The sequence below is a fragment of the Burkholderia perseverans genome (assembly GCF_022870505.1).
Lineage (GTDB): Bacteria > Pseudomonadota > Gammaproteobacteria > Burkholderiales > Burkholderiaceae > Burkholderia > Burkholderia plantarii.
On record NZ_CP045093.1, the window covers coordinates 276494 to 302226 of the forward strand.

18 protein-coding genes and 1 pseudogene are annotated in these 25733 nt (G+C 68.0%); 9 read left to right on the top strand and 10 right to left on the bottom strand.

Annotated elements, in window-relative coordinates:
• Nucleotides 1-197: 197 nt before the first annotated feature.
• Complete coding sequence (locus tag BpN12_RS01235) at nucleotides 198-1379, top strand: GGDEF domain-containing protein (RefSeq protein WP_246793474.1); 1182 nt, start codon at nucleotides 198-200, stop codon at nucleotides 1377-1379.
• A 255-nt stretch (nucleotides 1380-1634) separates the two neighbouring features.
• Complete coding sequence (locus BpN12_RS01240) at nucleotides 1635-5222, top strand: DEAD/DEAH box helicase (protein ID WP_246793475.1); 3588 nt, start codon at nucleotides 1635-1637, stop codon at nucleotides 5220-5222.
• 985 nt (nucleotides 5223-6207) lie between these two features.
• On the opposite strand, the gene BpN12_RS01245 is transcribed toward BpN12_RS01240, so the two are convergent.
• Nucleotides 6208-7152, bottom strand: coding sequence for a DMT family transporter (locus BpN12_RS01245; RefSeq protein ID WP_246793476.1), 945 nt, complete (start codon nucleotides 7150-7152; stop codon nucleotides 6208-6210).
• 102 nt (nucleotides 7153-7254) lie between these two features.
• On the opposite strand from BpN12_RS01245, the gene BpN12_RS01250 reads away from it, so the two are divergent.
• Both BpN12_RS01250 and BpN12_RS01255 read left to right on the top strand, forming a co-directional pair.
• Complete coding sequence (locus tag BpN12_RS01250) at nucleotides 7255-8025, top strand: AraC family transcriptional regulator (RefSeq protein ID WP_246793477.1); 771 nt, start codon at nucleotides 7255-7257, stop codon at nucleotides 8023-8025.
• Nucleotides 8026-8041: 16 nt separating this feature from the next.
• The gene (locus BpN12_RS01255) at nucleotides 8042-8206 is read left to right on the top strand and encodes a hypothetical protein (protein ID WP_246793478.1); all 165 of its coding nucleotides are present in this window, start codon (nucleotides 8042-8044) and stop codon (nucleotides 8204-8206) included.
• A gap of 48 nt (nucleotides 8207-8254) precedes the next feature.
• On the opposite strand, the gene BpN12_RS01260 is transcribed toward BpN12_RS01255, so the two are convergent.
• From BpN12_RS01260 to BpN12_RS01300, 9 genes are all read right to left on the bottom strand, one after another.
• Nucleotides 8255-9448 (bottom strand): hypothetical protein, encoded by a 1194-nt coding sequence (locus BpN12_RS01260; protein WP_246793479.1) that lies wholly within the window; start codon nucleotides 9446-9448, stop codon nucleotides 8255-8257.
• Nucleotides 9449-9673: 225 nt separating this feature from the next.
• On the bottom strand, nucleotides 9674-10366 hold the full coding sequence (locus BpN12_RS01265) for an alpha/beta fold hydrolase (RefSeq protein ID WP_246793480.1): 693 nt from the start codon (nucleotides 10364-10366) through the stop codon (nucleotides 9674-9676).
• Between the two features lie 174 nt (nucleotides 10367-10540).
• Nucleotides 10541-12004: a DHA2 family efflux MFS transporter permease subunit gene (locus BpN12_RS01270; protein WP_246793481.1), complete on the bottom strand. Its 1464-nt coding sequence runs from the start codon at nucleotides 12002-12004 to the stop codon at nucleotides 10541-10543.
• Nucleotides 12005-12062: 58 nt separating this feature from the next.
• On the bottom strand, nucleotides 12063-12626 hold the full coding sequence (locus BpN12_RS01275) for an isochorismatase family protein (RefSeq protein ID WP_246793482.1): 564 nt from the start codon (nucleotides 12624-12626) through the stop codon (nucleotides 12063-12065).
• A 226-nt stretch (nucleotides 12627-12852) separates the two neighbouring features.
• Nucleotides 12853-13296, bottom strand: a complete 444-nt coding sequence (locus BpN12_RS01280) for a MarR family winged helix-turn-helix transcriptional regulator (protein WP_246793483.1) — start codon at nucleotides 13294-13296, stop codon at nucleotides 12853-12855.
• A 127-nt stretch (nucleotides 13297-13423) separates the two neighbouring features.
• Nucleotides 13424-14152: a glutathione S-transferase gene (locus tag BpN12_RS01285; RefSeq protein WP_246793484.1), complete on the bottom strand. Its 729-nt coding sequence runs from the start codon at nucleotides 14150-14152 to the stop codon at nucleotides 13424-13426.
• Between the two features lie 208 nt (nucleotides 14153-14360).
• Nucleotides 14361-17309 carry an Hsp70 family protein gene (locus BpN12_RS01290; RefSeq protein WP_246793485.1) on the bottom strand — a complete coding sequence of 983 codons (2949 nt, stop codon included), beginning with the start codon at nucleotides 17307-17309 and terminating at the stop codon, nucleotides 14361-14363.
• The gene (locus BpN12_RS01295) at nucleotides 17309-19156 is read right to left on the bottom strand and encodes an Hsp70 family protein (RefSeq protein WP_246793486.1); all 1848 of its coding nucleotides are present in this window, start codon (nucleotides 19154-19156) and stop codon (nucleotides 17309-17311) included. The genes BpN12_RS01290 and BpN12_RS01295 overlap by 1 nt, the downstream gene beginning before the upstream one ends.
• Nucleotides 19153-19749: a DUF2760 domain-containing protein gene (locus BpN12_RS01300; protein WP_246793487.1), complete on the bottom strand. Its 597-nt coding sequence runs from the start codon at nucleotides 19747-19749 to the stop codon at nucleotides 19153-19155. The genes BpN12_RS01295 and BpN12_RS01300 overlap by 4 nt, the downstream gene beginning before the upstream one ends.
• Nucleotides 19750-20120: 371 nt before the next feature.
• Between BpN12_RS01300 and BpN12_RS01305 the strand changes: the two genes are divergently transcribed.
• The 5 genes and pseudogenes from BpN12_RS01305 (at nucleotide 20121) to BpN12_RS01325 (ending at nucleotide 25729) form a co-directional block, all read left to right on the top strand.
• Nucleotides 20121-20423, top strand: a complete 303-nt coding sequence (locus BpN12_RS01305; protein ID WP_246793488.1) for a type II toxin-antitoxin system prevent-host-death family antitoxin — start codon at nucleotides 20121-20123, stop codon at nucleotides 20421-20423.
• A 29-nt stretch (nucleotides 20424-20452) separates the two neighbouring features.
• Nucleotides 20453-20839, top strand: a pseudogene (locus BpN12_RS01310) (type II toxin-antitoxin system RelE/ParE family toxin).
• A 286-nt stretch (nucleotides 20840-21125) separates the two neighbouring features.
• Nucleotides 21126-22067 (top strand): dTDP-4-dehydrorhamnose reductase family protein, encoded by a 942-nt coding sequence (locus BpN12_RS01315; protein ID WP_246793489.1) that lies wholly within the window; start codon nucleotides 21126-21128, stop codon nucleotides 22065-22067.
• Nucleotides 22068-22309: 242 nt separating this feature from the next.
• Complete coding sequence (locus tag BpN12_RS01320) at nucleotides 22310-24169, top strand: hypothetical protein (RefSeq protein ID WP_246793490.1); 1860 nt, start codon at nucleotides 22310-22312, stop codon at nucleotides 24167-24169.
• 138 nt (nucleotides 24170-24307) lie between these two features.
• The gene (locus tag BpN12_RS01325) at nucleotides 24308-25729 is read left to right on the top strand and encodes a type VI secretion system-associated FHA domain protein (RefSeq protein ID WP_246793491.1); all 1422 of its coding nucleotides are present in this window, start codon (nucleotides 24308-24310) and stop codon (nucleotides 25727-25729) included.
• Nucleotides 25730-25733 lie beyond the last annotated feature (4 nt).

Consider the following 25733-nt stretch of genomic DNA (forward strand, 5'->3'; position numbering starts at 1 on the left):
CCGCACATCACGGCGACGCGCCCGCCGACAGCGGGCTTACCGTGCCCCCTTCCGTGTACTCCGTCGAAATTTTTACCCGGCGCATGCATCGGCACTGAAATATCTTCCGGTACGATATGCGCTTTGCGTGGAGGCAGGCGCACGATCCCGTGTCACGCCCGAGGCCTTCATGGATCGGATCCCTCCGTCACGCTGCCATGTCCACCCCGACCGCGCTTATCGGCGTAGCGACCCTGTTCTGCCTGATGAGCGCCGCCGTTCTCGGCTCGCTGCTGCAGGCACGAATCCCGGGCGTGCGCCACTGGTGCGTGGCGGTGGGCCTGCTGGGCGCCGCCACCGCGTTGCTGCTGCTGCGCCGCTCGGACAGCGTGGTGGCCGGCGCGAGCGTGCTGCTGGTGGCCGCCTCGCTCGTCGCGCTGCACGGCTTCCGGCGCTTCTTCCATCTGCGCGCCTCGGTGAACTGGGAGTACGGCGCGTTCGGTCTGCTGCTGGCCGGGCTCGCCTACTGGACCTGGTTGTCGCCCGACGTCGACGCGCGCGTCACGCTGGTGTCGGGCTTCCTCGCCTACGTCCGGTTCGCGATCGCCTGGCTCGCGCAACGGCACCGGCCGGCGGGCCGGCCCAGGTACAGCTACGATTTCGTGTCGGTGGTCGCCGTGCTCGGGGCGCTGGTCCACGCGATCCGCTGCGCGGCCTACGGCTTCGGCGTCGTGCATGAAACGGCGTTCCTGACGGCCACGCCACTCAACCTCGCGTTTCTCGGCATGGCCACGCTGAGCTTGCCGTGCCTGTCGGTGGGCATGGTGATGCTGGCCCACGACCGGCTGATGGAGCGGATGGAGCGCCTCGCCACCATCGACGATCTGACCGGCCTGCTCGGGCGGCGCGCCTTCATCGCGCGGGGCGAGGCGCTGCTCGAATCGGCGCGGGCCGCGCAATCGCCGCTGTCCATCGTGATCCTCGACATCGACGACTTCAAGCGCATCAACGACCGCCACGGGCACGCGGCCGGCGACCAGACGCTGGCGCACGTCGCCCTGACCATCGCGCACGAGACGCGGCACGGCGACGTGCTGGGCCGGATCGGCGGCGAGGAGTTCGCGCTGCTGCTGCCGCGCACCGGCAGGGAGGAGGCCGCGCGCCTGACGAACCGGTTGCGCGCGATCGTCGCCGCCTCGGTGGCGAGCGCGCCGGCGGGGGACGTCGCCTGCACGTTCAGCGCCGGCGTGGAGGAGATCGGGGCCGGCGATACGCTGGCCGAGGTCATGGCGAGGGCGGATACCGCGCTCTACGCGGCGAAGGCCAACGGGCGGAATTGCGTGGTGCTGGCGGAGGTGGGAGAGAAGAGATGGGGTGGGGAGGTGGCGGGGGCGCTGTGAGGTGGAGTGGAGGCTGGCGTGGGTTGCTTTGGGGAGAGTGTTAACCAGCCGGAAGCTGCCATTCGCGGCCAGCGGGCAAAACTGCTGCCGGAATGGTTGTATTACGTTGAAAAAATAGTAGACCTACTATAGGTCAAGCCGGTGGTATGAACACGATATGAATCGCCAGGTATTGGATGAAATAAATCGTTGCTGGAAGCCTGGCGCGAACTTTCCCTTAGAATTTAGGAAAAGGAACATTACCTACCCCGGGCCATGACAGAGGAAAGACCTTATTTCGACCGAAGTATCGTTGAGCTGGAGGCGTTGTTTGTCGCGGCACAGGCTGACGATAAGCTCAAGCGGTTACTCAGGGACGAGTTGAACCATCGCAGCACGGCGCGTGCGGCAGCTCTTTTGCAACGCATCGAATCCTCGCTGCAAAATCGCGAAACTTCAGACCGTGGCCTCAACGAAGGTGAGAACCCGGACGAGCGTGCCGCAAGCAAAGGAAATTCGTCTAGAGCGGGCTGGACTCAACGAGAGGATTTCGACTCGCGAGCGGAAAGAGTACAAGTGTCTTCCAAAATTTCCGGGCACCGGTTGGAACGGTCGAATGATGAGCCGGCGGCGATTCTGACCAGCTGGATTGCGATGGAAGCATTATCGCCTCAAACTTATCGTCGTCCCGCAGACTTGGCAAGTGGTGACCAACGGTGTGTTGTAGCGCTGGACCAGGAAAGCTTGCCGTGGGTGAAAGGCGAACGGTCCCGGCCCAAATACCAACTGTTCTACCAAATTGTTTTGGGAAGCGTTGTGATGGACAGGGCGACGCAAAGACTCGTCGAGACATTTGGTGAGAATGAAGAACGCAGCGCGCGCGATCGTGAGAAAGCGGCCATTGCCGCAGTGCTTGTCGACAGAAACGGCATCCTGCTCGAGGACAAATCCGTGGCCGTCTCAAGTTTTGCCTGGGCATTACCCGTTGCGCTCGACAGTGAATTTGCACGCATGGGCCAGTGGACCGATATCGAGTCAAGGCTTGTCGAAAGCCTTACCAGGCGCCTTCGGAGAGTCGATGCTGAGGGGCGACCGATGCCGCTGACGTGGCAGATGATGAACGAGGCATATCAATGGCTCGTCGACGGTTTGAAACTGCCGCAAGACCTTATCGAGCCGCCATCATTTGCGCTACGGGTTTATCACCATTTCAAAGCCCGCTCCTCGCCAGAAGTTGATTTGTTGAATTCCTTTTACCTCACTGACCTGGGGCGTGCTGCGAAACTTGTCGGGTCGGGACAGTCCGGGGAAGTACTGTCCCGCTTCCTGGGCTTGAGAGCGGTCGTCAAGGGGCCAGACCTGCTGAGTGATCGCCCCGCGCTGGAGGCGTTGCTGGCTCCGGCAGCGATACCCGCAGCAAAATGGCCCGCTCCGGGCGGCTTTCCGCTTGTGACCCTGCAGCAGGCAGCCGTGAACGGAATCCGGAGTACGCTCCGAGGCGCAAGCGACGGAATCGTTGCTGTGAATGGGCCGCCTGGTACCGGCAAGACCACGCTTCTGCGCGACATCGTTGCCGGATGCGTACTGGACCGTGCGATGGCGATGGTCGCTTTCGACGACCCGGTTGCCGCGTTCAGTCCGTCGGGACAGAAAATCGCGGCGGGGGAGCGGGCATTTTTCAATCTCTATCGCGTCGCGGAATCACTGAGGGGACACGAGGTAGTCGTCGCATCGAGTAACAACAAGGCTGTTGAAAACGTCAGCAAAGAGCTTCCATCCCGGAAAACCGTCGGAACTGACCTGCGATACTTGCGAACGGTTTCAGACCGCCTTCAAGCAAGTCGATCGGACGACGGTGAATTCATCGAAGGTGAGCCGACGTGGGGATTGGTCGCGGCTGTTCTCGGCAATGCGACGAACCGTGGCCTTTTTCAGCAGGCAATCTGGTGGGATGACGACAAGAGCCTGCGGCTCTACCTCAAGGCTGCGAGGGGAGACCAAGTCTTCCGGGAGATTCGGGACGATGACGGGAATGTTGTATCCAGGGTAGTCCCGACAATCGTGGTGGAGGAGCACCCTCCCACGCCAGAAGTCGCGAGAAAACAGTGGCAGAAAGTACGTCATTCGTTTTCGACGTTGCATGCATCCGTTCTGAAGGAACTAGCGGAACTCGAAAGTGTTCGCAGACTTTGCCTTGAGTTGACCGCGGCTCGAAAAAAAGCTGCTGCAGTGAGGGCCGCATGGGAGATAGCCACATCGGTGGACCTCGACTGTCAACAGACTGTTGCACAGAAAAAAGTGGCGTTGCAATCTGCCGAATCTGCCCTGGCAGACCTGGAGCAAGCGCGCGTGGCTTTCTTTAGCCAGCGTCCAAACTTTTTTGCACGGATCCTAAAGACGCAGCGTTACCAGAAATGGCTATCCAATTATCGACCCATCGAGGAGTCAAAAGACGCTGCGAGCGAAGCATTGGTGGACGCAACTCGTGAACATCGGGCCGCTTTCGATGCCTTGAATATCGCATCGACGGCTTTGTTGGGTGCTACAACGCGGCATCGTGAGGCCACGACGACCGTGTCGACGCTGGAGGCTCAGGTGACGGACCAGCGAAATCGACTCGGTGTATCCCTTGTGGATGACGCGTTTTTCGAGCAAAGCCACGATGATTGGAATCTTTCGTCACCCTGGGTGCCGGCGTCACTGCACCGGAAGCGCGAAGAGTTGTTCGCGATTGCGATGGAGGTGCATCAGGCATTCTTGAACGTTGCGGCTCAAAAGATTTCGCATAATCTAGGGGCGCTGATGGGGGCGATGCAATCCGGTGCCCTCAAGAGTGATGAAAAGAAGGCATTGCTCCCGGACCTATGGGCCACGTTATTTCTTGTCGTTCCCGTTGTGTCGACGACATTCGCATCGGTTGACCGGATGTTGGGAGATGTGCCTCCAGCAAGCCTCGGATACCTGCTTATTGATGAGGCGGGACAAGCGACGCCGCAGGCAGCAGTAGGTGCCCTGATGCGGACTCGCAAGGTAATTGTTGTAGGAGATCCGTTGCAGATTCCGCCGGTTGTATCGCTGCCTGAGCGGCTCGTAATGGGAATCTGTGATTACTTTCGGGTTTCGCACGCCGAATGGGCAGCGCCGCAAGCATCCGTGCAAACTATTGCGGATGCTGCTTCTCCGTATCAGGCTCAGTTCCGCGGAGATGTTGGTAACCGGCAGGTCGGTTTCCCTCTCCTGGTTCACCGGCGCTGTCAGCTGCCGATGTTCTCAATCTCCAACAAGATTGCGTACGATGGCCAGATGGTCTATGCGGCTGGCAATGCGACGGAAGGCGCGATTGCAAAGATACTCGGCAAATCGAGCTGGTTCGATGTCAATGGTACTGCTTCATCGAAATGGTGCCCGGACGAAGGGAGACTGGTGGTTGCTCTTCTAGAGAAACTCGCTGCTGCCGATGTGCGGCAGCCCGATATTTACATCATCTCGCCATTCCGTCTGGTTGCCGCTGAATTGCGACGCCTCCTGTCCGAGCGCGATGACCTTTTTGCGCAGTTCGGCGTTGATGCCAAGGATTGGTTGAAGGACCGGATCGGAACGATCCACACGTTTCAAGGTAAAGAGGCTGAAGCCGTTATCGCAGTTATGGGAGCCCCCATGGCAGCTCAGCAAGGTGCTCGGAGATGGGCCGGAGAGACACCTAACATACTGAATGTGATGGTTTCGCGTGCGAAGAACCGGATGTACGTCGTTGGCTCGCGAGTAGCTTGGGAACGTGCGGGACATTGCCAAGATGTGGCTTCAGCGCTCCCCGTCCGTGCGTTGCACGATAAGGACGGAAGAGCTGATGTCGCTCGAGCATAGCCGCTGAAATTTCTTAGTGAATGTAAGCGATTTAGGTGTTTTGAGTAACTGTTTCGGGTTGAATCTATCATTCATCGGATTGCCGATTTTACTTTTTGAGTGCCTGAAAAAAATAGAAGCAGTAAAAGGGAAAAGTTGTTCCGCCACCTACGACTTGCCAATCGCCTCGCTCTTTTCAAAATCAGCCTTCGCTCAACGTAGGCTGGGTCACGTTGACTCGGCATGGCATGACGGAGCTTGCCGAGGCGGTTATTTCAAAGCGTGGCGCCGCACCCTGATTGCCCTTCCCGCGCGCGTGAGCCCGGGTCCGATTGAGTCGATGAACAAGCGCTGGACTTCTCCCCGCCGTTTAAAGAGAATCCACTGACCTAACCCCGCCCCTCCCGATGCGCAGGCCCCACGTCCCCCGAGTTGGCATCGCGCCGCAGCCGCATTACTCGTCATCGCACTGGCCGCGGCGGCCTGGCCGCGGCGAAAGCCTCGGGGCCGTTCGACGGCAGATGGACGTTCAGATATGCCTGAGAAGGCGCGTCCGTCGCCTATGCCGAACAATGTCAGCGAGGGCAGGGCGACTTTTTCTCCCTGTCCCGGCTCACTCAGGCCGGGAACTGCGTCTGCGGTTATTTCGTTGCGACGATGTATGGGAATCGCAAGGTCGGCGAAGGCGACCTGACCGGCGACGCCTCTCGATCTATTCTGCCGACGCACTGACTTTCATTTGAAATTAATCGCTTGCGTGACTCGAAAATCGCAAGAGCAAGCTCAAACAAGGTCAGTAGCAGGTCATTCAAGGCCACATCGACTGCAATTCAGTCGCACCGCAATGCACCGCATTTATGTCTGCCTGTGGTTGCGCAATATATAAGACGCCGACTTATTTGGGCGTTTTCGTGGATGTGAATGTCGGTGCGTATAATGCTTCTTTTGGAGTCTTGTTCCATCAACGACGAGTTTCTCTCTGCTTTCGAAAACTTACCGCCCCGTGCTATACCTGTTGCCGTGGTCTGACAGAATTGCGCTGTTTGCCGTGCGGTTGCCGCGATAGCCGCTCCTTGTTTGCTGCCGCGCGTCGTAAATTCATCACTTCGACGATTGCAACCCCAATGAGCGCAAGCGCGCCCCCAAGCAGCAAATTCCATGTGAATCTTTCTGCCAGGACAACGACTGCAAGAGCGGCGGTAACGATCGGAACCAGGTTAAAAAACAATGCAACCCGCGCTGGCCCCAGTCGCCTGGTCCCGACCATCCAACTCAACGGTGCGACGATCGACGCGGCGAGCGTTGCATACAAGATCATGCTTCCATTCGCAACCGTTAATACATGTTTAGAAGAGGTCACGTAAAACGGAAGTAGAATAGTCGCCGCACACACTGCTTGACAGAACATAGAGGCAATCAAAGGAATTTCTAGGTGCCACCGTTTGAGCAATGTGCTGTACAAACCCATCGAACACACCCCCAGAAGCATCATTGCGTCGCCTCGATTCACTCCGTTGGCAATGAAGGTCTGTAAGCTCCCGCCTGAGATCACAAGCAATACGCCGGCGAGAGACACGATTGCACCTAATATTGAACTGGTAGTCGGCACCGTGCGAAAAGCGACACTTGCCATGAAGATGGTGACCATGGGCACCAGTGCCTGAATCACTCCCATATTGATCGCGGAAGTATACGCAGCAGCCGTATAGGCCAGCGTTTGGTATACGACACCACCCGCCATCCCTAGCAACGCAAGCTTCCACCAATTCGACGCAATTGTTTCGCGGTATTGCCGCAGGGGTTTGATTGCAAATGGAAGCAGCAGAATCGCAGCTAACAACCAGCGAATAAAGGCGATTTCGACCGGGCCGATCGCGGACGCCGCCGTTTTGGCGACCAAAGTATTGCCCCCCCACAACAGTGCGGAGAGGATCGGAAAAACATAGTTCATTGATGTCGCGCCACATGCCTGATTGAAAGATATCAGCTTAGATCATGTCGTTGAGGAATGGTATCCTTCCAAAACGACAATCGATATTTGAGGAGCGACAAAATGAAGTTGCCGGACGGCATCCCTACCGGCTTTACAGGGGAGATCTACTATCGTCACGAGCAGTTTGCTCGTGGGGAGTGGGAAAGGCACTCGCATGCCTGGGGTCAATTCAACTTCGTTTCTCAGGGAGTTATGCACATTGAGATAGATGGCCAACACTTCCTGTCTCCACCTCGGCATGCGATATGGATTCCCCCATTCGCAGAGCATTTTTCCTACGCTAATATGGCGACTGTTTATCGCTCGGTGTATTTATCGCTCCCCCGCTGCCAAGACCTGCCTGACAAACCTTGCTCGGTCAGCGTCGGTAGCGTATTACGCGCAATCCTCGACGATCTCGCCGCGCGCGATGTTCGTTCACCGGTCAGTCCCGCTGACTTGCGAATGTCAGAGGTCGCGATCGACCAAATCCTCGGCGCGACCTATGGCGACACGTACTTGCCGTCGGGCAACTCCATGCAGGTGAACATAGTCCTGGAGGAACTGCACCGCAATCCAGCGGACAGGCGATCGAATGCAGAATTGGCTGCTCATGTGAACACCACCGCGAGGACATTGGAACGGAAGTGCCAGCTCGAACTGGGGATGGCGCTCAATGAGTGGCGACAGCGGCTGAAGCTCTTGCGCGCGATAGAAAGTTTGGACGGCGGCGCACAGGTCCAGCGAATCGCTGACGAGCTCGGATTCGCGACCTCGTCAGCGTTTATCGTGATGTTCAAGAGGCTTACGGGAATGACCCCCGATCAGTATCGCGTTTCGGGCCAGCGTTAGGCCCACGGCGACGCGCTTGTCGTCGCGAAAGGTGATGCGTGTCGATTTCGTCTGGCATGTCGTCAAGGGCATCGACGATCAAAACTGGTTTCCCGACGATGCCGTCCTAAATCGGGATGCTTCCAATCAATCGACCACGCCGACCGTCTGCTGGGAGGTGCAGGTCAATCCGACCCAGTAACGCTCGTTGCCCATTTCCCAGCGCCTGGTGCGAGCACAGCCGCCCCCTTCAATTCCCCGCCCCCTTCACCGCCGATCCCGCCTCCATCGCCACCGGCGCCACGCAGCGCCGATACGCCGGCCCGGTGTGCGTGAACGTCACCGTCACGCAATTTGCCGGCGCGCCGCCGGGGTCCACGCCGTGCCCCGTCACGCGAATCGCGCCGTCGCTCTGCCAGGCGAGCGCCGGCGCGGGATCGCCGCCGAACTTCACGTCCCCCACGCTCACCTCGCCGTCGCCGTGCAGCGTGCCGCTCCACGACAGCAGCTGGCGCGCCGCGCCGTAGTCGCCCGACATCGAATCGACGTCGAACGCGAACGCCTTCGCGCGCTCGACCTGCGAGAACGTCTGCTCCTGCCAGAACAGCGTCCAGCCGCCGCCCTTGCCGCGCCGCACGACGGTGGCGGGCGGCCACGCGACGCTGCCGATCGTCACGGTCTTCGCGAGCTGGCACGACACGAGGCGCGGCGTGGGCGCGTGGCGGTTCTCCACGCGCAGCACCGTGTCCATGTCGGCGATCGCCGCGCAGGGCCAGCCCTCGATGGTCTGGTCGAACGCGAGCAGCGCGCCGTAGGTGTCGTCGGCGCCGCCGGCCACGCGATGGATCGCGCGGATCGACAGCTTGCCGAGCGCGACCGGGCGATCGGCCTCGACGGCGGCCGGCTGCGAGGCGTCGCCGCGATCGTCGGGCGCGAGCATGGCGACGCGGCTGCCGGCCGGGAAGGTCGCGCCGCCCAGCTCCACCGGCGTGTCGGTGGTGTGCATCGCGGTGGTGGGCGTCGACGGCGTGAATTCGCGCGGCTCGGTCATCGCGAACCAGCCGTAGGTGATGGCGAGCCAGAGGAACGGCGCGGCCAGGAACAGGCCGCTCGCGGCGTAGCGCGTGTGCGGCCGGACCCGCCGCAGCATCGTGAACAGGAACAGCGTCAGCAGCAGCCAGCCGCCGGCGAGCGCGTAGATGGCGATGCGGCCGGCGCCGCCGAGTTCGCCGAAGCCGCCGAGCACGTCGCTCTCGGCGCGGCAGACCATCGGTATCAAGCCGCCGGCGAGCGCGACGGCGAGTGCATGGGCGGCCCGCTTCGCGCGTGGGCCGGATGGCCGGCGCGTGGTGGCCGGCACCGGGTTCGTCGGGTTCGGAGTGAGGCGGCGGGAGGCGGCGGACAGCTTGGAGCGGGGCGTCGATATCGTATCGATCGTGGTCATCGATGTTCCGGAATGGCCTGGTACGCCCTCACGATACACGAGCCCCGCGCGCCGTTGTTCGATGCGCGCCGGGTTGGCGCGCGGGTGTTCATAACGTTATCGCGCGGGCCGCGCGGCGCGGCGCGGCGCGTGTTTCGTTCTGCCATTGCCCTTGGCCATCGCCAGCGGCGCCGCTTCGGCGAAAAAACCGCCGCGGCGGCACCAAAAATGTCACTTCGTGATAAATCAGGCCGCGAGCCACGCGAGCAGCGCGGCATTGACGGCATCGGTGCATTCGAGCGTCGCGTTGTGGCCGCACCCGGGCACGATCACGAGCGTGGCGCCGGGAATCGCGTCGGCCATCTCGCGCGCGTGATCGGGCGGCGCGAGCGGGTCGCTGTCGCCGGTCAGCACCAGCGTGGGGACCGCGATCGTCGCGAGGCCGGCGCGCGAATCGACGCGGCCGATCACGGCCTCGCTCTGGCGCGCGAAGCCGGCGCGGCCGATCGCGGCGGCCATGCGCCGCTTGATGGCCGCGAGCGCCGGATCGTGGCGGCGCGACGGATGGGCCGAGGTCATCGACACGTTCGCGAGCACGGTGTCGAAATCGCCGTGGCAGGCGGCATCGACCAGCGCGCGACGCATCTCGACGTGGATCGGCAGGTCCGGGCGCGCCGAGGTGCTCAGCAGCGCGAGCCGCGTCACGCGCGCGGGTGCCTGACGCAGGATCTCGTGCGCGATGTAGCCGCCCATCGAGTAGCCGGCCAGCGCGAAACGCGGTGGCGCATTGGCGAGGATCACCGCGGCCAGCTCCCGTATCGTCTCACCTTCGAGCGTCGAGGCGACCATGACCGGGCCGTGCGGCCACAGCGCGGGAATCTGCGGGGCGAAGACTTCGGCCGTGCAGAGCAGGCCGGGGATCAGGACGATCGGGGTCACGCGAAAGCTCCGGGAGCGAAGAGGGCGGATGCGATTATCGCGCGGTGTGGGCGGGCGTGCGCGCGAGGTGCCGTGGCCGGCGAGGCAAGCTCGAATCGATCGGCGCGTGGCGCATGCGCGATGAACGGGCGAGGCGGTGGCCGCCCCGCTCGTCGCGAGGCGGCCATGCCGCGTTCAGCCGCGCGCCGTGGTGCCCGTGGCGCCGGCCACGGGCTCGATCCGGTGCGGCAGCCGCATCGCGCCGAGGCACGTGAGCGCATAGAGCGCCGCCAGCATCGCGAAGCCCCAGGCGAACGCGCCGCCGTGGTTCGCGCCGACGGCGGCCGGTACCGCCAGCCGCCACGCGACGAGCGTCGTGCAGAGCGTGGTCAGCACCGGGCCGCCCAGGCGCTGCACGATGTTCAGCGCGGTGGTGGCCATCGGCAGCGAGGCGCGCGGCACCGAGGCATAGGCCGACGAGATGGTCGGCACGCCGATCGCGCTCTGCCCCATCCCGCGCAGGAACTGCGTGACGAGCAGCACGCCGAGGTCGAAGCCGTGCAGCGCGAGCCAGACCATCGGCAGCGTCGCGACGCAGGCCAGCAGCGAGCCCGCGGCCGAGACGCGACGCAGCCCGAAGCGCGCGGTCAGCGCGCCCATCGACGGATAGGTGACGAGCATGCCGAGCCCGGTCGGCGCGAGCAGCCAGCCCATCTCGGCCGGCGTGCGGCCGATGTCCTCGATCAGGTAGAGCGGCACCAGCATCTGGCCGACGAACAGCGCGCCGTTCCAGACGAACTGGATCGCCGTGGCGAGCGCGAACACCGGCCGTCGGAACAACGCGAGATCGAGCAGTGCGGCGTCGGCGCGGCGCCGCGCGCGATGCACGAACCACGCGAGCAGCACGGCGCCGGCCGCGGCGGCCGCGAGCCCCGTGGCCTGCCCGATCCGTTCGCAGCCGAACAGCAACAGCACCAGCGCCGGTGACAGCTGCGCGAAGCCGATCCAGTCGAGCCGGCGCCGCGCCGCCGCGGGCGGATCGGCCGGCAGCACGCGCAGCGCGAGCGCGAGGCCGAGCGCGCCGATCGGCAGGTTCATCAGGAACAGCCAGCGCCACGACGCGTAGTCGACCAGCGCGCCGGCCAGCACCGGCCCGAGGATCGGCGCGAACAGCACCGGCACCGCCGAATAGCCGACCACGCGCGCCATCTGGGCGCCGGCCACGCGCGCGATCGTCATCTGCGCCATCGGCGCGAGCAGGCCGCCGCTGATGCCCTGCAACACGCGGAACGCGATCAGCGAGCCGGCCGACCAGGCGAGCCCGCACAGCGCGGAGCTGAGCGTGAACGCCGCGAAGCAGAGCAGGTACACGCGCTTCGCGCCGATCCGGTCCACCAGCCAGCCGTTCAGCGGCAGCGCCAGCGTGAGGGCCAGCAGGTAGCCGCTCGTGACCCACTGGATCGTCGAGAGGCTGCAATGCAGCGCCGTGGCGAGGCTCGACAGCGAGACGTTGACGATGGTCGCGTCGAGCTGCGCGAGCAGCGAACCGAGCGTCGCCACGCCGGCGATCTTCCAGACCGAGCGGTCGAGCCGAGCAGGCGATGCCTGGGCGGCTTGCGGGGCTTGCGCGGCGTCCGCCGGCGCGGGCGTGTCATTCATATCGCCCGCATGGCCCGCAGCACCGGCCCCCGGAAGGCCGCCGTCGTCGCGCGGACGATCAGGCATTGCGTTTGCCGAGCAGCGCGATGATGTCGTCGGTGGTGCCGGTCTCGCCGAGGCGCGGGAAGATCCGCTCGATGCTGTTGGCGTGCGCGTCGGCGTTCAGGTCCGTCATCGCGTCGACGGCGAGCGTGACGTGGTAGCCGAGCTGGTAGGCGAGGCGCGCGGTCGATTCCACGCCGATGCTGGTGGCGATGCCGCACAGCACGACCTGCGTGACGCCGGCCGCTTTCAGCTTCGCGTCGAGATCGGTGTTGGTGAAGCCGCACCAGGTGCGCTTGGTGACGAGGATATCGTCCGCCTGCTGCTTCAGTTCCGGCAGCAGGTCGGCCCAGTCGGGCGGCAGCTCGCCGCCGCGGTGCGGCTGCTCGTTGCGGCCTGGCGCCATGCCGGTGACGTTGACGAGCACCACGGGCAGGCCGCGTTCGCGAAACGCATCGAGCAGGCGCACCGATTGTTCGACGATGGCGGTGGGCTGGTGCGCGACGGGCAGCGCGACGATGCCTTTCTGCAGGTCGACGACGATCAGCGCGGTTTTCGGATCGAGGGTGGTGACGGTCATGAAAAGCTCCTTGGGCCGGGGGCCGTTGACGGGAATGAGCCCGGGCAAGCCCGGGATGAGGCCGCGCCGCCCGGGCCGGGGGCGCAGTCGTGAAGCTCGCGCGCCGGCCGGCGGCGCGCGGGTGCGGATGTCGTGCGGGCCGTGGCCGGCCGCGCGGCGGATCGATACGGAGCGTGCGTTGCGCTGCGGGGCACGCCGCAGTGCATGCCACGCGTCAGGTCATGATTCAGCGCTCGGCGAGCCGGCGCAGCAGCGGGGTGGCCGCGGTCAGCGCGCGGCGCTCCTCCACGCTGAGTTCGCGGATCGCTTCGAGCAGCCACGCGCGCTTCGCGCTGCGGCGCTGCCGGCGCTCGGCCGCGCCGGCCTCGGTCAGCGCGATCAGCCACTGGCGGCCGTCGGTGGGATGCGACTGGCGCTCCACCAGGCCGGCCTGTTCCAGGCTCTGCACCAGCGTGCCCATCGACTGCGGCTTCATCGATTCGGCGCGCGCCAGCTCGGCGATCGTCATCGGGCTGCGATGTTCGAGGCGCGCCAGCACGCTCAGCTGGGACAGGTTGTAGTCGCTCGGATCGACTTCGGCGCGAACCCGGCGCACGAGCTGACCGATCGCGAGCGTCAGGTCCACGACGGCGGCTTCGAGCGCGCGGTCGGATTCGGTGGAGGTGGTCATGGCCGCTATCGTAGTTAAAGGAAGATCAACTTGCAAGATGAACTTCTAATATCTGCGAATGCGAAAGCGGCCTGAAAGATCAGGGGTGCCGGCGCGCCGGGCGGCGTGCCGGCGGTGACGCGAACCGTCAGCGGTCGAGTTCGGGGTAGTGCCGGAAGATCCCTTCCTTGTTGAACGGGATGCGTCGCTCCGAGGCCAGGTAGCGCGCGATCGGCGGATGCTCGGCCACGCGATCGCGGATCGCGGTGAGGCCCGCGTGCTGCTTCTCGACGCGCGCGGTGGCCTTCGGGAACGCGTAGCGCAGGCCCTCGATCAGCTGGAAGATCGACAGGTCCACGTAGCTCAGGTGGCTGCCCACCATGTAGCCGCCCTTGTGCGGGTTCTGCTCGCGCACGCGGTCGAAATAGCCGAGGAACTTCGGCAGCCGGTGCTTGATGAAATCCTCGGCGCGCATCGCCGCCTCGGCCTTCTGGTCCTCGTAATAGAGGTCCGAGGCGATCGGGTGGTGGGTGTCGTGGATCTCGGTGACGAAATCGGCCACGGTCAGTTGCAATTGGTGTGCCCAGAGCCGGCCCGCTTCGTCCTTCGGCGCGAGCTGATGTTTGGCGCCGAGGAACAGCAGGATGTTCGGGGTCTGGCCGATGATCTGCTCGCCTGCCTTCAGGAACGGCGGCGCGAACGGCGGCGTTTCGAGCGAGCGGCTGTCGAGCAGGTCCATCAGCGCCGCCACGCCGTGGCCCTTGCCGCCGTGTTCGCGCGCGACGTCCAGGTAGTCCGCGCCGGCCGCTTCGAGTGCCAGCCGAACGTATTCACCGCGGCCCTGGATGGTGGGCCAGTAATAGAGTTCGTATTGCATGCCGTGCTCCTCTTCGTATGCGAACGGCCATTATGGAGCGCGGGGGGGAAGCCTGCAGTGGGGGTTCCGGTGCGATTGCGGCGCTTATCGGCTGGTGTCGTCCAGGGCGAGAGCGCGTGAATCGGGGCCGCGTGAATCGGGGCGATGCCGGCCTCGCCGCCGCGCGTGGTCAGCGACCTGATCGAAGGCGCTGCGCGCGCGGCTCATCTCACCGGATCAACGTCAATCCGGCCGGCAGCGCCTCGCCGAACACGCGCCCGGTGTCGGCGCTGTCGAGCGTGACGACCTCGCGCACCATCGCGAGCCAGCTCGGCGCCGCGTGTGCGGCCGCGAGCCGGCGCAGCACCGCGTCGCGCACCGCGTCGGGCAGGTCGCGCGAGCGGTCGCCCGTCATGCGCGCGATCTGCGCGGCCGCGAACATGGCCGGTTCGATCTTCTTCCAGTCGAGCGCGAGGATCGCGTCGAGCCAGCGCGTGGCCGCCTCGGGCGGCACCACCTCGTGCGTGCTGCCGTAGAACGGCAGCCGCGCGCCGATCCGGCCGATCGCCCACCAGTCCTGGCGGTTGCCCGCGCCGCGCGCGAGCCGGTCGAGCAGCGCCTCGGCGATCGCGATCTTGCGCTCGGCGGGGATCCGTTCGAGCGAGGCGTAGAGGCGCGTCATGTCGGCCTGGCCGAGCTTCGACGGATCGAACGGCAGGCCGTGATGCTTCTGCGCGGCCGCTTCGTCGAGCCAGGCCAGCGCCTCGCAGACCTGCTGCTGCGCCTCGGCCGGCAGGCCGCCGGCCGCGCGGCGCCAGAGCGTCCACCATTCGGACCACACCTGTGCGTCGTGAACGTGCTGGATGCCGTCGTCGAACAGCGTCCACAGCTGCTCGACGCGCCATGCATCGAGCGCCTGGCCGAAGCCGGGACGGATGCACCAGCCGGCGAGATTGAGCCACAGCCGCTCGTGGTCGGCCGAGCGGCGGCGCCGCGCGGCGCGCTCCCACAGCGCGCCGAACAGTTCGCGCAACAGCGCGAGATCCCAGCCCTCGCGCGGGCCGAGCCGCTGTTCGAGCTGCGCGCGCAGGCGCTTCACTTCCTTCGGATCGATGCGTGCCGACGGCGCGCCGAAGCCGCGTTCGATCAGTGCGATCGCGGCGTCGAGGCCGGGATGGCGCGCGGCGTCGGCGGGCCCGCCGCCCTCGGCCGCGTCGGCACCCGTTTCATCCGCGCCGCGCAGCCGGAATTCGAGCTGCCAGCGCTGCGCGTCGTCGTCGGTGGCCACGCAGTGCATCTCCAGCGTGCCGACCTCGGTCAGCGCCGCCGTCAGCCGCACCGCGCGCTCGCGGGCCTTGCCGGCGCCGCCGTCGCGCCGCCGCACCACGGTGGCCAGCGGCGGCAGCGAGACGAAATCGTCGCCGGCCAGCTCGGCGATCTCGCCGGGGCGCCACGGCGTGTCGGCCACCGTCGAGACGAGGCGGAACTGCACGGGATGGCCGAGCCGCAGCGCGAACGTGCGATCGTCGAGCCGCACCGGCTCGTCCTCGGGCGTGCCGCGCGGCAGCACGCAGACGCCGCGCGGTGCCGGGGTGTTGGTCTCGTCCGTGGCTCCGGCCGCTGCTTGCGCGTCGCGCTCGCCGTCGAGCACGAGGAAATAGCTGCGCGGCGAGCCGCCTCCGATCTTCGGCGCGAGGCCGGCGCGCGCGAGCCCGTAGGCCACCGCGCCGCGCGCCACGGCGAGGTCGGGCTGGGTGTTGCTGAGCACCTTGAGCGGCGCGCCGCGCCAGGCGCCGAGCGTGTCGGCGAGGCGCGCGGCCGGCGCGCGGGCACGGAACACGCCGCCGTTGAGCAGCAGCGTGTCGGGCAGCGCGAACGCGGGCGGCGCGTCGCCGGTTGCGGCGTCCGCCGGATTCGATGCGGACGCAACGAGTTCGCCGTTCGCCGCGTGGGCACCGTCGGCGAGCGAGTCGCACGATTGCGACGCGAAGCGTGCGAGGAACGTCGCGATGTGCCGCGTGATCGCCGGATCGGCCGCGTAGGGCAGCCCGAACTCGACGAGCGCCGCGCGCGAGCGGCGCGGCAGCTCGCCGGCGCGGCCGGCCGGGAAGAAGCCGTCCACCACGATCCGTTCGACCTCGGCGCGTTCGAGCCGCGTGCTGCGCGCGCCGCCGATCAGCTTCGCGCCGGCGCCGAGCAGCGTGACGGGGACCGCCTCGGGCGCGTCGTCGCCGAGCAGTTGCTCCTTCGCGCCTCGGCAGCGCTCCACCAGCTGCGAGAGGCTCGCCGCCGACAGCTTCGCGCCGCCGCCGCCGTTGCCATCACCGGCGAGTCGGCGCTCGGCCAGATGCGCGAGCGCGAGATCCATGTTGTCGCCGCCGAGCATCAGGTGGTTGCCGACGCCCACGCGCGTGAGGGTCGGCTCGCCCTGCGCGTCGAGTTCGACGCGGATCAGCGTGAGGTCGGTGGTGCCGCCGCCCACGTCGCAGACCAGCACCAGCCGCGTGCCGGCCAGCGCGTCGCGCAGCCGTTCGCGGTGCTGGTAGAGCCAGTCGTAGAACGCCGCCTGCGGCTCCTCCAGCAGCCGCAGCGCGGGCAGGCCGGCCGCGCGCGCGGCTTCCAGCGTGAGCGCGCGCGCGCCGTCGTCGAACGACGCGGGCACGGTCAGGACCACGTCCTGCCGCGCCAGCGGCGCATCGGGAAAGCGGTGGTTCCAGGCGTCGCGCACGTGCGCCAGATAGCTGGCGCTGGCGGCCACCGGCGAGACCTTGCCGGTGCCCTCGGGCGCGCCCCACGGCAGGATCGGCGCGAGCCGGTCCACCGAGGCGTTCGACAGCCAGCTCTTGGCGCTGCTGACGAGCCGGCCCGGTACCTGCGCGCCGAGCTGACGCGCGAGCCGGCCGATGATCGCAGGCGGCGTGGTGCTGTCGGCCGTTCTGTTTCCTTCGGCTTCGCCTTGCCGCCACGGCAGCGCGAGCGCGCCGGCGGCCAGTTCGCCCTCGGCCGGGTGGTAGCGCGCCGAGGGCAGCAGCGGCGCCGCGCCCAGTTCGCCGAGGCCCACCAGCTGGTCGATCTCGAACAGGCGAATGTCGGTGCCGCCCGCCTCGACATAGGCGACCACGGTGTTGCTGGTGCCGAGATCGATCCCGACGACGTAGCGCGCCTTCGCCTGCGCCATCAGGCGTCCACGCCGCCGCGCACGTCGAATTCGACCTTCCAGCGCTCGCCGCTGCCGCGCGGCATCGCCTCGAGTTCGAGCGTGCCGGCTTCGGTCACGTGCGCGTGCAGCCGCACGGCCACCACTTCGCCGGGCGTGCGGCCCTCGGCGGGCAGCGTGGCCTGGATCGCTTCGAGTTCCTGCAGCTCGTCGGCGGACCAGTAGTCGAGCATGGTGCCGACCTGATCCTGGCGCCGCACCGACGAGCCGAAGAAGCGGAACGTCACCGGCTCGCCCACCACCAGCCCGAACTCCTGCTCGGGCAGCGCGGCGTCGGAGCCTTCCTCCATGCCGAACGGCGCCACGCAGAGCGCCGAGACGGGCGGCTCCATGCCGGGGATCGCCGGCATCGCCGATTCGATCGCGATGTAGTAGGCGCGCGCCGTGCCGCCGCGAATCCGCACGCCGCGGCCGCGCTTGACGTAGCCGTAGTAGGCCGCGCCGCGCGCCACCGCGAGGTCGAGGTCGGCGCCGCCGAGCAGGCGCGCGGGCGCGGCGCCGTCGGCCGAGAGCCAGCCGTTCAGGATCGTGAGGATGCGCTCGGTCAGCAGCTCGGACTTGAACACGCCGCCGTTGAACAGCACGGCGGTGGGATGCAGGAAGCTCGCGCCTTCGGCCGGCGCGGCCGGCAGCCCGTCGAGGTCGGCCAGTGCGCCCACCTGCTTGCCGAGGAACGCGGCGAGGTGGCGCGTGATGCCGGCGTCCTGCGCGTAGGGCAGGCCGAGCTGGGTGAGGCCGGCGCGCGTGCGCACCGCCGGCCGCGCGGCGGCGTCCACCTGCGGGAAGAAGCCGTCGAGCAGGATCTGCGTGAGTTCGGCGCGCGTGAGTTCGGTGCGGATCGAGCCGCCGATCAGCTTCGAGCCGCGGCTCGGCACCACCAGCGGCACGGCGTCGAGCGTGCGGTCGCCGAGCAGCGTTTCCTTCGCACCGCGGCATGCGTAGGTGAGCGCGCGCAGCTGCCACGGATCGGCCTGGGTGCCCTGCGCGGCCAGCTTGCGCGCGACCACGTGCGCGAGCGCGAGGTCCATGTTGTCGCCGCCGAGCAGGATGTGCTCGCCCACCGCCACGCGGTGCAGTTCGAGGTTGCCGTCGCGCTCGACCACGGCGATCAGCGAGAGGTCGGTGGTGCCGCCGCCCACGTCCACCACCAGGATGATGTCGCCGACCTTCACGTCCTTGCGCCAGCCGCCGCCGCTCTTCTGGATCCAGCTGTAGAGCGCGGCCTGCGGCTCCTCCAGCAGCGTCATGCGCGCGTAGCCGGCGGCCTGCGCGGCCTCGGCCGTCAGCTCGCGCGCGGCCGGGTCGAACGAGGCGGGGATCGTCACCGTCACGTCCTGCGCGGCGAACGGCGCGTCCGGATGCGCGTGGTCCCAGGTCTCGCGCAGATGCGTGAGGTAGCGCACCGAGGCCTCGAGCGGCGAGACGCGTTCGACTTCGGGCGGCGCGTCGTTGGGCAGGATCGCCGCGCGGCGGTCGACGCCCGGATGGCAGAGCCAGCTCTTCGCGCTCGACACGAGCCGGATCGGCGTGCCGGCGCCGCGGCTGCGCGCCATCTCGCCCACCGCGTAGTCGCGCGTCGCGGTCCACGGCAGCGTCAGGTCGCCCGGCGTGAGTTCGCCCGGATGCGGCAGGTAGAGGAACGACGGCAGCAGGCTCGGCGAGCCGATCGCGCCGGGCGAAGTCAGCTGCGCGATCGGCAGCACCTGCTGCTGCGGCGCGTCGCCGTCGCTCGCGGCGAGATCGACATAGGACAAAGCACAGTGCGTGGTACCGAGGTCGATACCGATCGAGAAACGCGGCTCGCTCACAGCTCCACCTCCGCCGGCGCGATCACGCTCACGTCGTGCGTGCCGATCAGCTTCGGCAGCTTCACCTCGGCGGCGCGCCAGCCGCGGTGGCTCAGCGTGCCGGTGAACGGCGCGGCGCCCACCACGTTGCCGGTCAGGCGGTTCGCGCTCGCGTCGAAGCCTTCGGCCAGCGTCACGCGCGTGCCCTCGGCCTCGGTGCGGACCGGGCGGATCGTGAAGTGCTCGCGCAGCGTGGCGCGGCAGCCTTCGTGGACGAGGCGCGCGGCCGCGCCGATCTCGGCGTCGGCGTAGCTCGCGATGTCTTCCTCGACGAAATCGACGAAGCGCGCGTTCTTCTGCAGCAGGCCGAGCAGCTGCAGCGCGGCGTCGGGGCTCGCGGCCTGGATGGCCGGCGCGGGGGCTGCCGCCGGGGCGGGGGCCGGCGCCGGCTTCGGTGCGACGGGCGCGGGGGCCACGGGCGCGGGGGCGGGCGCGCTCACGCCGTTGCGCAGGTTGCGGACTTCGGCGGCGAGCTTGCCGTCGCCGAGGATGGCGAAGAACGATCCGATGGCGACCGACAGGCGGCCAGCGAACGACAGATTCGACTCAGGCATGGTCATGCGACTCCGGTGGGCTCGCGGCACGGCGCGAGCAGGCCTGCCGGCGCGACGGCGCTCGCGGCTGGCGGCGGCGCACGAGGCGGGCAGGCGGGGCGAGCCCGGCACGGGCTCGGAAAAACCCGTATTTTGCCTTGTTGTGGTGCGGTGCCGCTCAAAAATGCGGGCGGGGGGCGGGAGTGGTGCGGGTTTGGCCGCGTTTGGCGCGCGTCGGCTGGGCGTTGCCGGAAGGCTTGGGGGAAGCGCTACGGCGCGCGATACCGCATGTCGCCGGATCCCGGCCGCGCGTGTCGGGGCCGGAGCGACCGCCACCAAGCTGCGATAACATGTACGTTATTCGGTACAAACCGACCCCTTGAAGAGCCGCCATGCCGATCTCGGCCCGCGATGTGATCTCGTTGTCCCAAGCCGTGGCCAATTTGTCCGAACTGGCCGATCAGGCGAAGGCCGGCGCGGAGAAGATCGTCACGAAGAACGGCGAAAGCTACGTGGCCATCATCGATGCCGAACGGCTGGATTACTACCATCAACCGGAGCGGGAGCGCATTCACCTGCTGTTGCAGGCCGATGCCGGCGCGGGCCTGGCCGACGTGGCGGCCGGCAAGGTCAAGGACGCGCGTGATGCCATCTCCGCTATCAAGCGGCGGCGTGCCGGCGGCGGTGCGGACTGAAGCCGTCCGCCGAACAGCCGGTTCGCACCGTGACAGCCCGCCATACCGTCAAGCTCACCGCCAACTTCGAACGCAATCTCGGGCGATATCGAAGCGTTCCTGCGTGAAGCCGAAGCACCGCAAGCCTTCGATGCGCTGCTGGACGAACTGACCGACCGGGTCATTTCCAATCTCGAGCGTTTGCCGGGATGGGGCGCGCCTTCCTCGACCGCCCGATCCGCTCCGTGGAGGTGAGCAACGGTGTGGCCGAGTTGACCGCGCAATTGAATGCCATTGCCGAAGGCGGCGAGTTGCGCGAGTACCTGACGACGCATTACCTGCTGCTGTATGCCCGGATCGGTGACACGATCCATCTGCTGTCGATCCGCCATCATCGACAGCTTTCCTTCGATCTGGCGCGTCACTGGCCGACCTGAGCCGATCGTGACGCGATCGGCCGGATGATCCGCTTGACCACCGGCGAAGCCGATGGCCGCCCGAGTCTGGCGGCGCCCAAGGCCTCCTTTTCGGATGAGTACGCGTAACCTCGCCAGATCGGCCTGCCAGGAATTCATGGCCCGCACGCCATGCGGAGACGGCCAGACGTTCACCGTGCGGGACGATGCGCAGCAGCCGGCTCCCCGACGAATCGCGGGCGCCGCGCCCGAACGCGGCACAATGGCGGCCTGCCCGCTTGCCGGGCGTCTTCCGGAGACCTCCTGCATGAATCTCGCCCTGATCGGCGCGTCGGGCCTGCTCGGCCGCGCCGTGGCCGCCGCGCTCGCGCCGCGTCGCGAATGGCGGCTGGTCGCGACGGTGCGCGATCCGCACGGCGCGCCGGCGCGCGCGGCCGCGCGGATCGCGGGCCTTGCGCCCGAGGCGCTGACGCGGCTCGACCTGCTCGATGCGCACGCGCTCGACCGCTTCTTCGCCGAGCATCGGCCCGATGCCGTGATCGTCTGCGCGGCCGAGCGCCGGCCCGACGTCTGCGAGCACGATCCGGCCGCCGCGCGCGCGATCAACGTCGGCGCGCTCGCCGCGCTGGCCGAACGCGCCGACGCGCTCGGCGCCTGGACGCTCGCGATGTCCACCGACTACGTGTTCGACGGCCGCGCCGCGCCCTACCGCGAAACCGATCCGCCCGCGCCGCTGAACGCCTACGGCCGCAGCAAGGCCGATGGCGAGGCGGCGCTGCTGGGCGCCTCCGCGCGCGCCTGCGTGCTGCGCCTGCCGCTGCTGTACGGGCCAATGATCGATTGGGACGATTCGGCCGTCACGAGCCTGGTGCCGCCCGTCGTCGCGTCGGCGCGGCCCGGCGCGGCGCGCGCCGACATGGACGCCTGGGCGATCCGCTATCCGACCTGGACGCCCGACGTCGCTTTCGTGATCGCGCAACTGATCGAGCGCCACGCGGCCGGCGAGGCGGTGGCGGGCCTCTGCCAGTGGTCCGGCGACGAGCCGATGACCAAGCACGAGATCGCCGCGCGGATCGGCGCCGCGCTCGGCCTCGCGCCGCGGCTGAACGCGATCACCGAGCCGCGCGATGCGACGCCGCGGCCCTACGACTGCCATCTCGACTCGACGCGGCTCGAGGCGCTCGGCATCGGCCGGCGCACGCGCTTCGACGTGGCGATCCGCGAGGTGCTGCGCGCCGGGCCGGCCTGACGGCAGGCGGCGGGCGGGCGCGCTCGCGCCTGCCGCGAGGGGCGCGCGATCCATCGCCGATGCGCGATGGCGCGCCCGCTGTCACCGCGCTGTCATCTGCGGCTCGCGCTTCGCATTCCCGACGAAGGGTTCCGGTGAACGACACCGCTGTCCTGGTTTGTATCGACAATCCCGGTGCATGACGCGATGCAGCATCGCATCGCGCCGCCTCCCCTTCGCCCGTGTATTTCGTCGAGCGTTCCATGTCCGCATCACGCGTCACCCGTCCGCCTTCGAGCCGTGTCGATTCCGCCGCCGCGCCGTCCGCCGCGCATGAAGCGCCGCTTTCCGCGCCACGCGGCCCCGAAGCGCGCGGTGTGGAGAACGGCCTGCTCGGCGCGCTGGCCGGCCTGCAGCGCGCCGCCGTGCAGTCCGACGGTGCCGGGCACCGCGGCCCGGCCAGCGCGTCACGGCGCGGCGGCGTGCCATTCTCGCCGGCGCTGTCGAGCGACAAGGCCACGCGCATCGAGGCCGCCGCGCGGCGCATGCGGGACCGGCCGCTGAACGCGGTGGAGCGCGAGATTGGCGAGACCTACCTGCTGCCTCGGCATCTGGTTGCGATTGCAGAGGCGGCGCGAATCCTCAACGTTGCCGTGAGCTTTCGCCCGGCCGGCGCGCAGACGCTGAAGCGGCTCGAGGCCGGCGCGCTGCCCAAGCCGCACGGGCTGTCCGACAAGACCATCAAGCGCGATGCGCTCGAGACGGTGTACGGCGACAAGGACGAAGCGGCGCGGCGGATGCGCGAGGCGCGGCGCAACGATATCGACGGCTTCGTCGGCCATTATCGCGACGGGCGGCTCGACGGCCTCTACGTGCAGCACTCGCAGCCCGGCATGTCGGCGCTGCCGCTCGAGCCCGCACCCGAGGCGCCGGGCTGGAAGTACCTGCCGCTCGACCACGATCACCTGCGCGAGGATCTCGTGCGCCTGCAGCACACGCCCGACTTCGTCGGCGCGCTCGTGACGGGCGACTACGACATGCACGACGCGATCAACCTGAGCGGCACGCGCGGGCCGCTCGTCGAGGGGCAGGAGCTGAGCCTGATCTCGGGCATCAACTGCGCGGTGGGCGCCGTCGATGCGCGCCGGCCGTTCGACCAGCCGGCGCTCGGCGTCGTCCAGCACGGCCCGCAATACAACTACCTCGCGCATATGCGCAACCGGGAGCCGGGCGCGCGCATCGACGAACGCGTGACCGCGCCGTCGCTGCCCGTCGCGATGTGCGACCGCGGCAGGTGGAGCATCATCCGCACCGAGGCGGAGCTGAGCCGGTTCTACAGCGATCACGGGATTCGCGGCAAGAGCGGCTGGACCGGAAGCCAGGGGAGCGGGACGTCGTCGCGGGAATCGTCGCGGCGCGGGTCGCTGGCGGACGCGACGGAATCGCGTCGCGGGTCGTTGGCCGAGATCGATGCGTCGCGGCGTGGGTCGTTGGGCGATATCGCGGCGTCGCGGCGTGGGTCGCTGGCCGAGATCGGCACGTCGCGGCGCGTATCGTTGGCCGAGATCGACGCGTCACGGCGCGGCTCACTGGTCGAGCGCGACGCGTCGCAACGTGGTTCGGCGGCGGAGGCCGGCGCCATGCGACGCGGCTCGGGCGCCGATATCCCCGCGCAGATGGCCGACTCCGGCATCGACATGGGCACGGGCCGGCGCGATTCCGGCGACGGTGCCGGGATGAACGGGGCGGACGACGGGAACGCCAGGAACGAGGTGGCCGGGAACGACGGCCGCCCGCGACGCGGTTCGGCGACGAGCCTCGGCAACGCGTGGCGCGATGCGGCGGCCAACCCCGGCGGCGCGCGGCGCGGTTCGGCGGACAGCCCTGGCCAGCCGTGGCGCGAGCCGGCCGCGCCGCGCGCCGCGAGCGACGTCGGCGTTGGCCGGGGCGGCATGGCGATCGACGATTTCTTCGCGCTCGCCGCGCGCAATCGTCCGCCGCCGGCCGAGCCTCGCGGCAGGGCGGCGACCATGGAGCCCGTTGCCGAAGGCGTCGAGTTCAACGATCCGTTCGCGGCGGCGCGCGAGCCGCGGCGCGCGCCGGACGAGCCGCCGACGGAATAAATCGCGCGCTCGCGTGTTCTGTTCGACGAACGCCCGCCATCGTCCCGTGGGTCTCGCGACACCCTCCGCGCGAGACGGGACGGCGGGCGCGCCGCGATGCCGACGGCCACGCGGCGCCGAACCCGCGAGGAACTCGATATGTCCGCTGCTTCCGGCCTGACCCTGACCATCCACGACGTGTCGGCCACCCGCACGATCGACGTACCCGAGGCCGGCGCCACGATCGGCCGAGGCGCCGAATGCGACGTCGTGCTGGCCGATCCGCGCCGCGCGATCTCGCGGCTGCAGGCGCGCATCGACTGGCGCGACGGCCACTACCGGCTGACCGACGCGGGCCGCAATCCGACGCTCGTCAACGGCCACATCCTCGGCGTGTCGCGCGAGGCGGTGCTGCGCGACGCGGACACGCTGAGCATCGACGCATACCGGATCGAGATCGGCATTCGTGGTGCGTCGGCCGGCGACGAGCCGACGGTGTTTGCGGCGCTGCCGGCGGTGGGCGCCGACGACGAAGCCGCGCCGCCCGAGGACGGGTTCGACCCGCCGACGAGGGTGCGCGTGCCGGGGCGCGAAGCGGACGAGGGCGCGGCGCCGGCCACCAGCCACACTGACCATACGATCGCGCCACGGATACGTGACGAAGCGCCGAGGACAGACGAGGCGTTCGATGTGCCGACGAGGGTACGCATGCCCGACGCCGACGCGGGACACGTGCCCGATGCGCGGGCCGCCGAAGCGGCGCATGCCGCCGCCGATCGCGCCGACACGGCGATGCGTCCGGCATGGGACGCCGCGCATCCGACGAATCCGCCGATCGACGCTTCACGCGACGCGGCGCTTCCTTCATCGGCCGCCATGGGTGTCAGCGATGCCGCCGGCGTCGATGCCACCGACGCCACCGCGCCGCGCACTCCGACGCCGGAGCCCACGCGCCACACGACAGCCGGCCACGCAGCCGGAGCAACGCCGAATGACGCGCTGCTGGCCGCGCTACAGGACGGCCTCGGCATGGCTTCGACCGCGCCCGCGCCGCGTGACGCGCTTGCGTTCGCGCACCTGGCCGGCGTGCTGCTGCGCGAATCGATCGGAGGCGCGATGGCGATGCACGGCCACGCATCGGACCGCGCCACCGTGCCGGGCGATGCGGCGCCGAACCCGCTGCTCGACGCCACCAGCGTCGAGGCCGCGCTGACGCGGTTGCTGGCGAGCGCTCACGCCGAAGCGTCGCGCACGATGCTGCGCGATGCATTCGGTGTCATGCGCGAGCGCCAGCGCGCCCTGCACGACGTGTTGCGCGAGCTGCTGACCGATCTCGCGCCCGTGACGGCGCCGCCGTCACGCACGGGCTGGTTGGGCCGATGGCTGGCGTCGCGCGCGAGCCGCTCGTCGGCGCGTCACGAGCAAGCCTGGGCACGCGCCGCGCAGCGCGCCGCCGCGTTGCTGGGCGTGCCGGCCGCCAGCCTCCGGGCGCCCCGAGCAACTCAAGCGACTCAAGCGACTCAAGCGACTCAAGCGACTCAAGCGACTCAAGCAACCGACTCGCGGCCACGCTCCACCTGAGCCT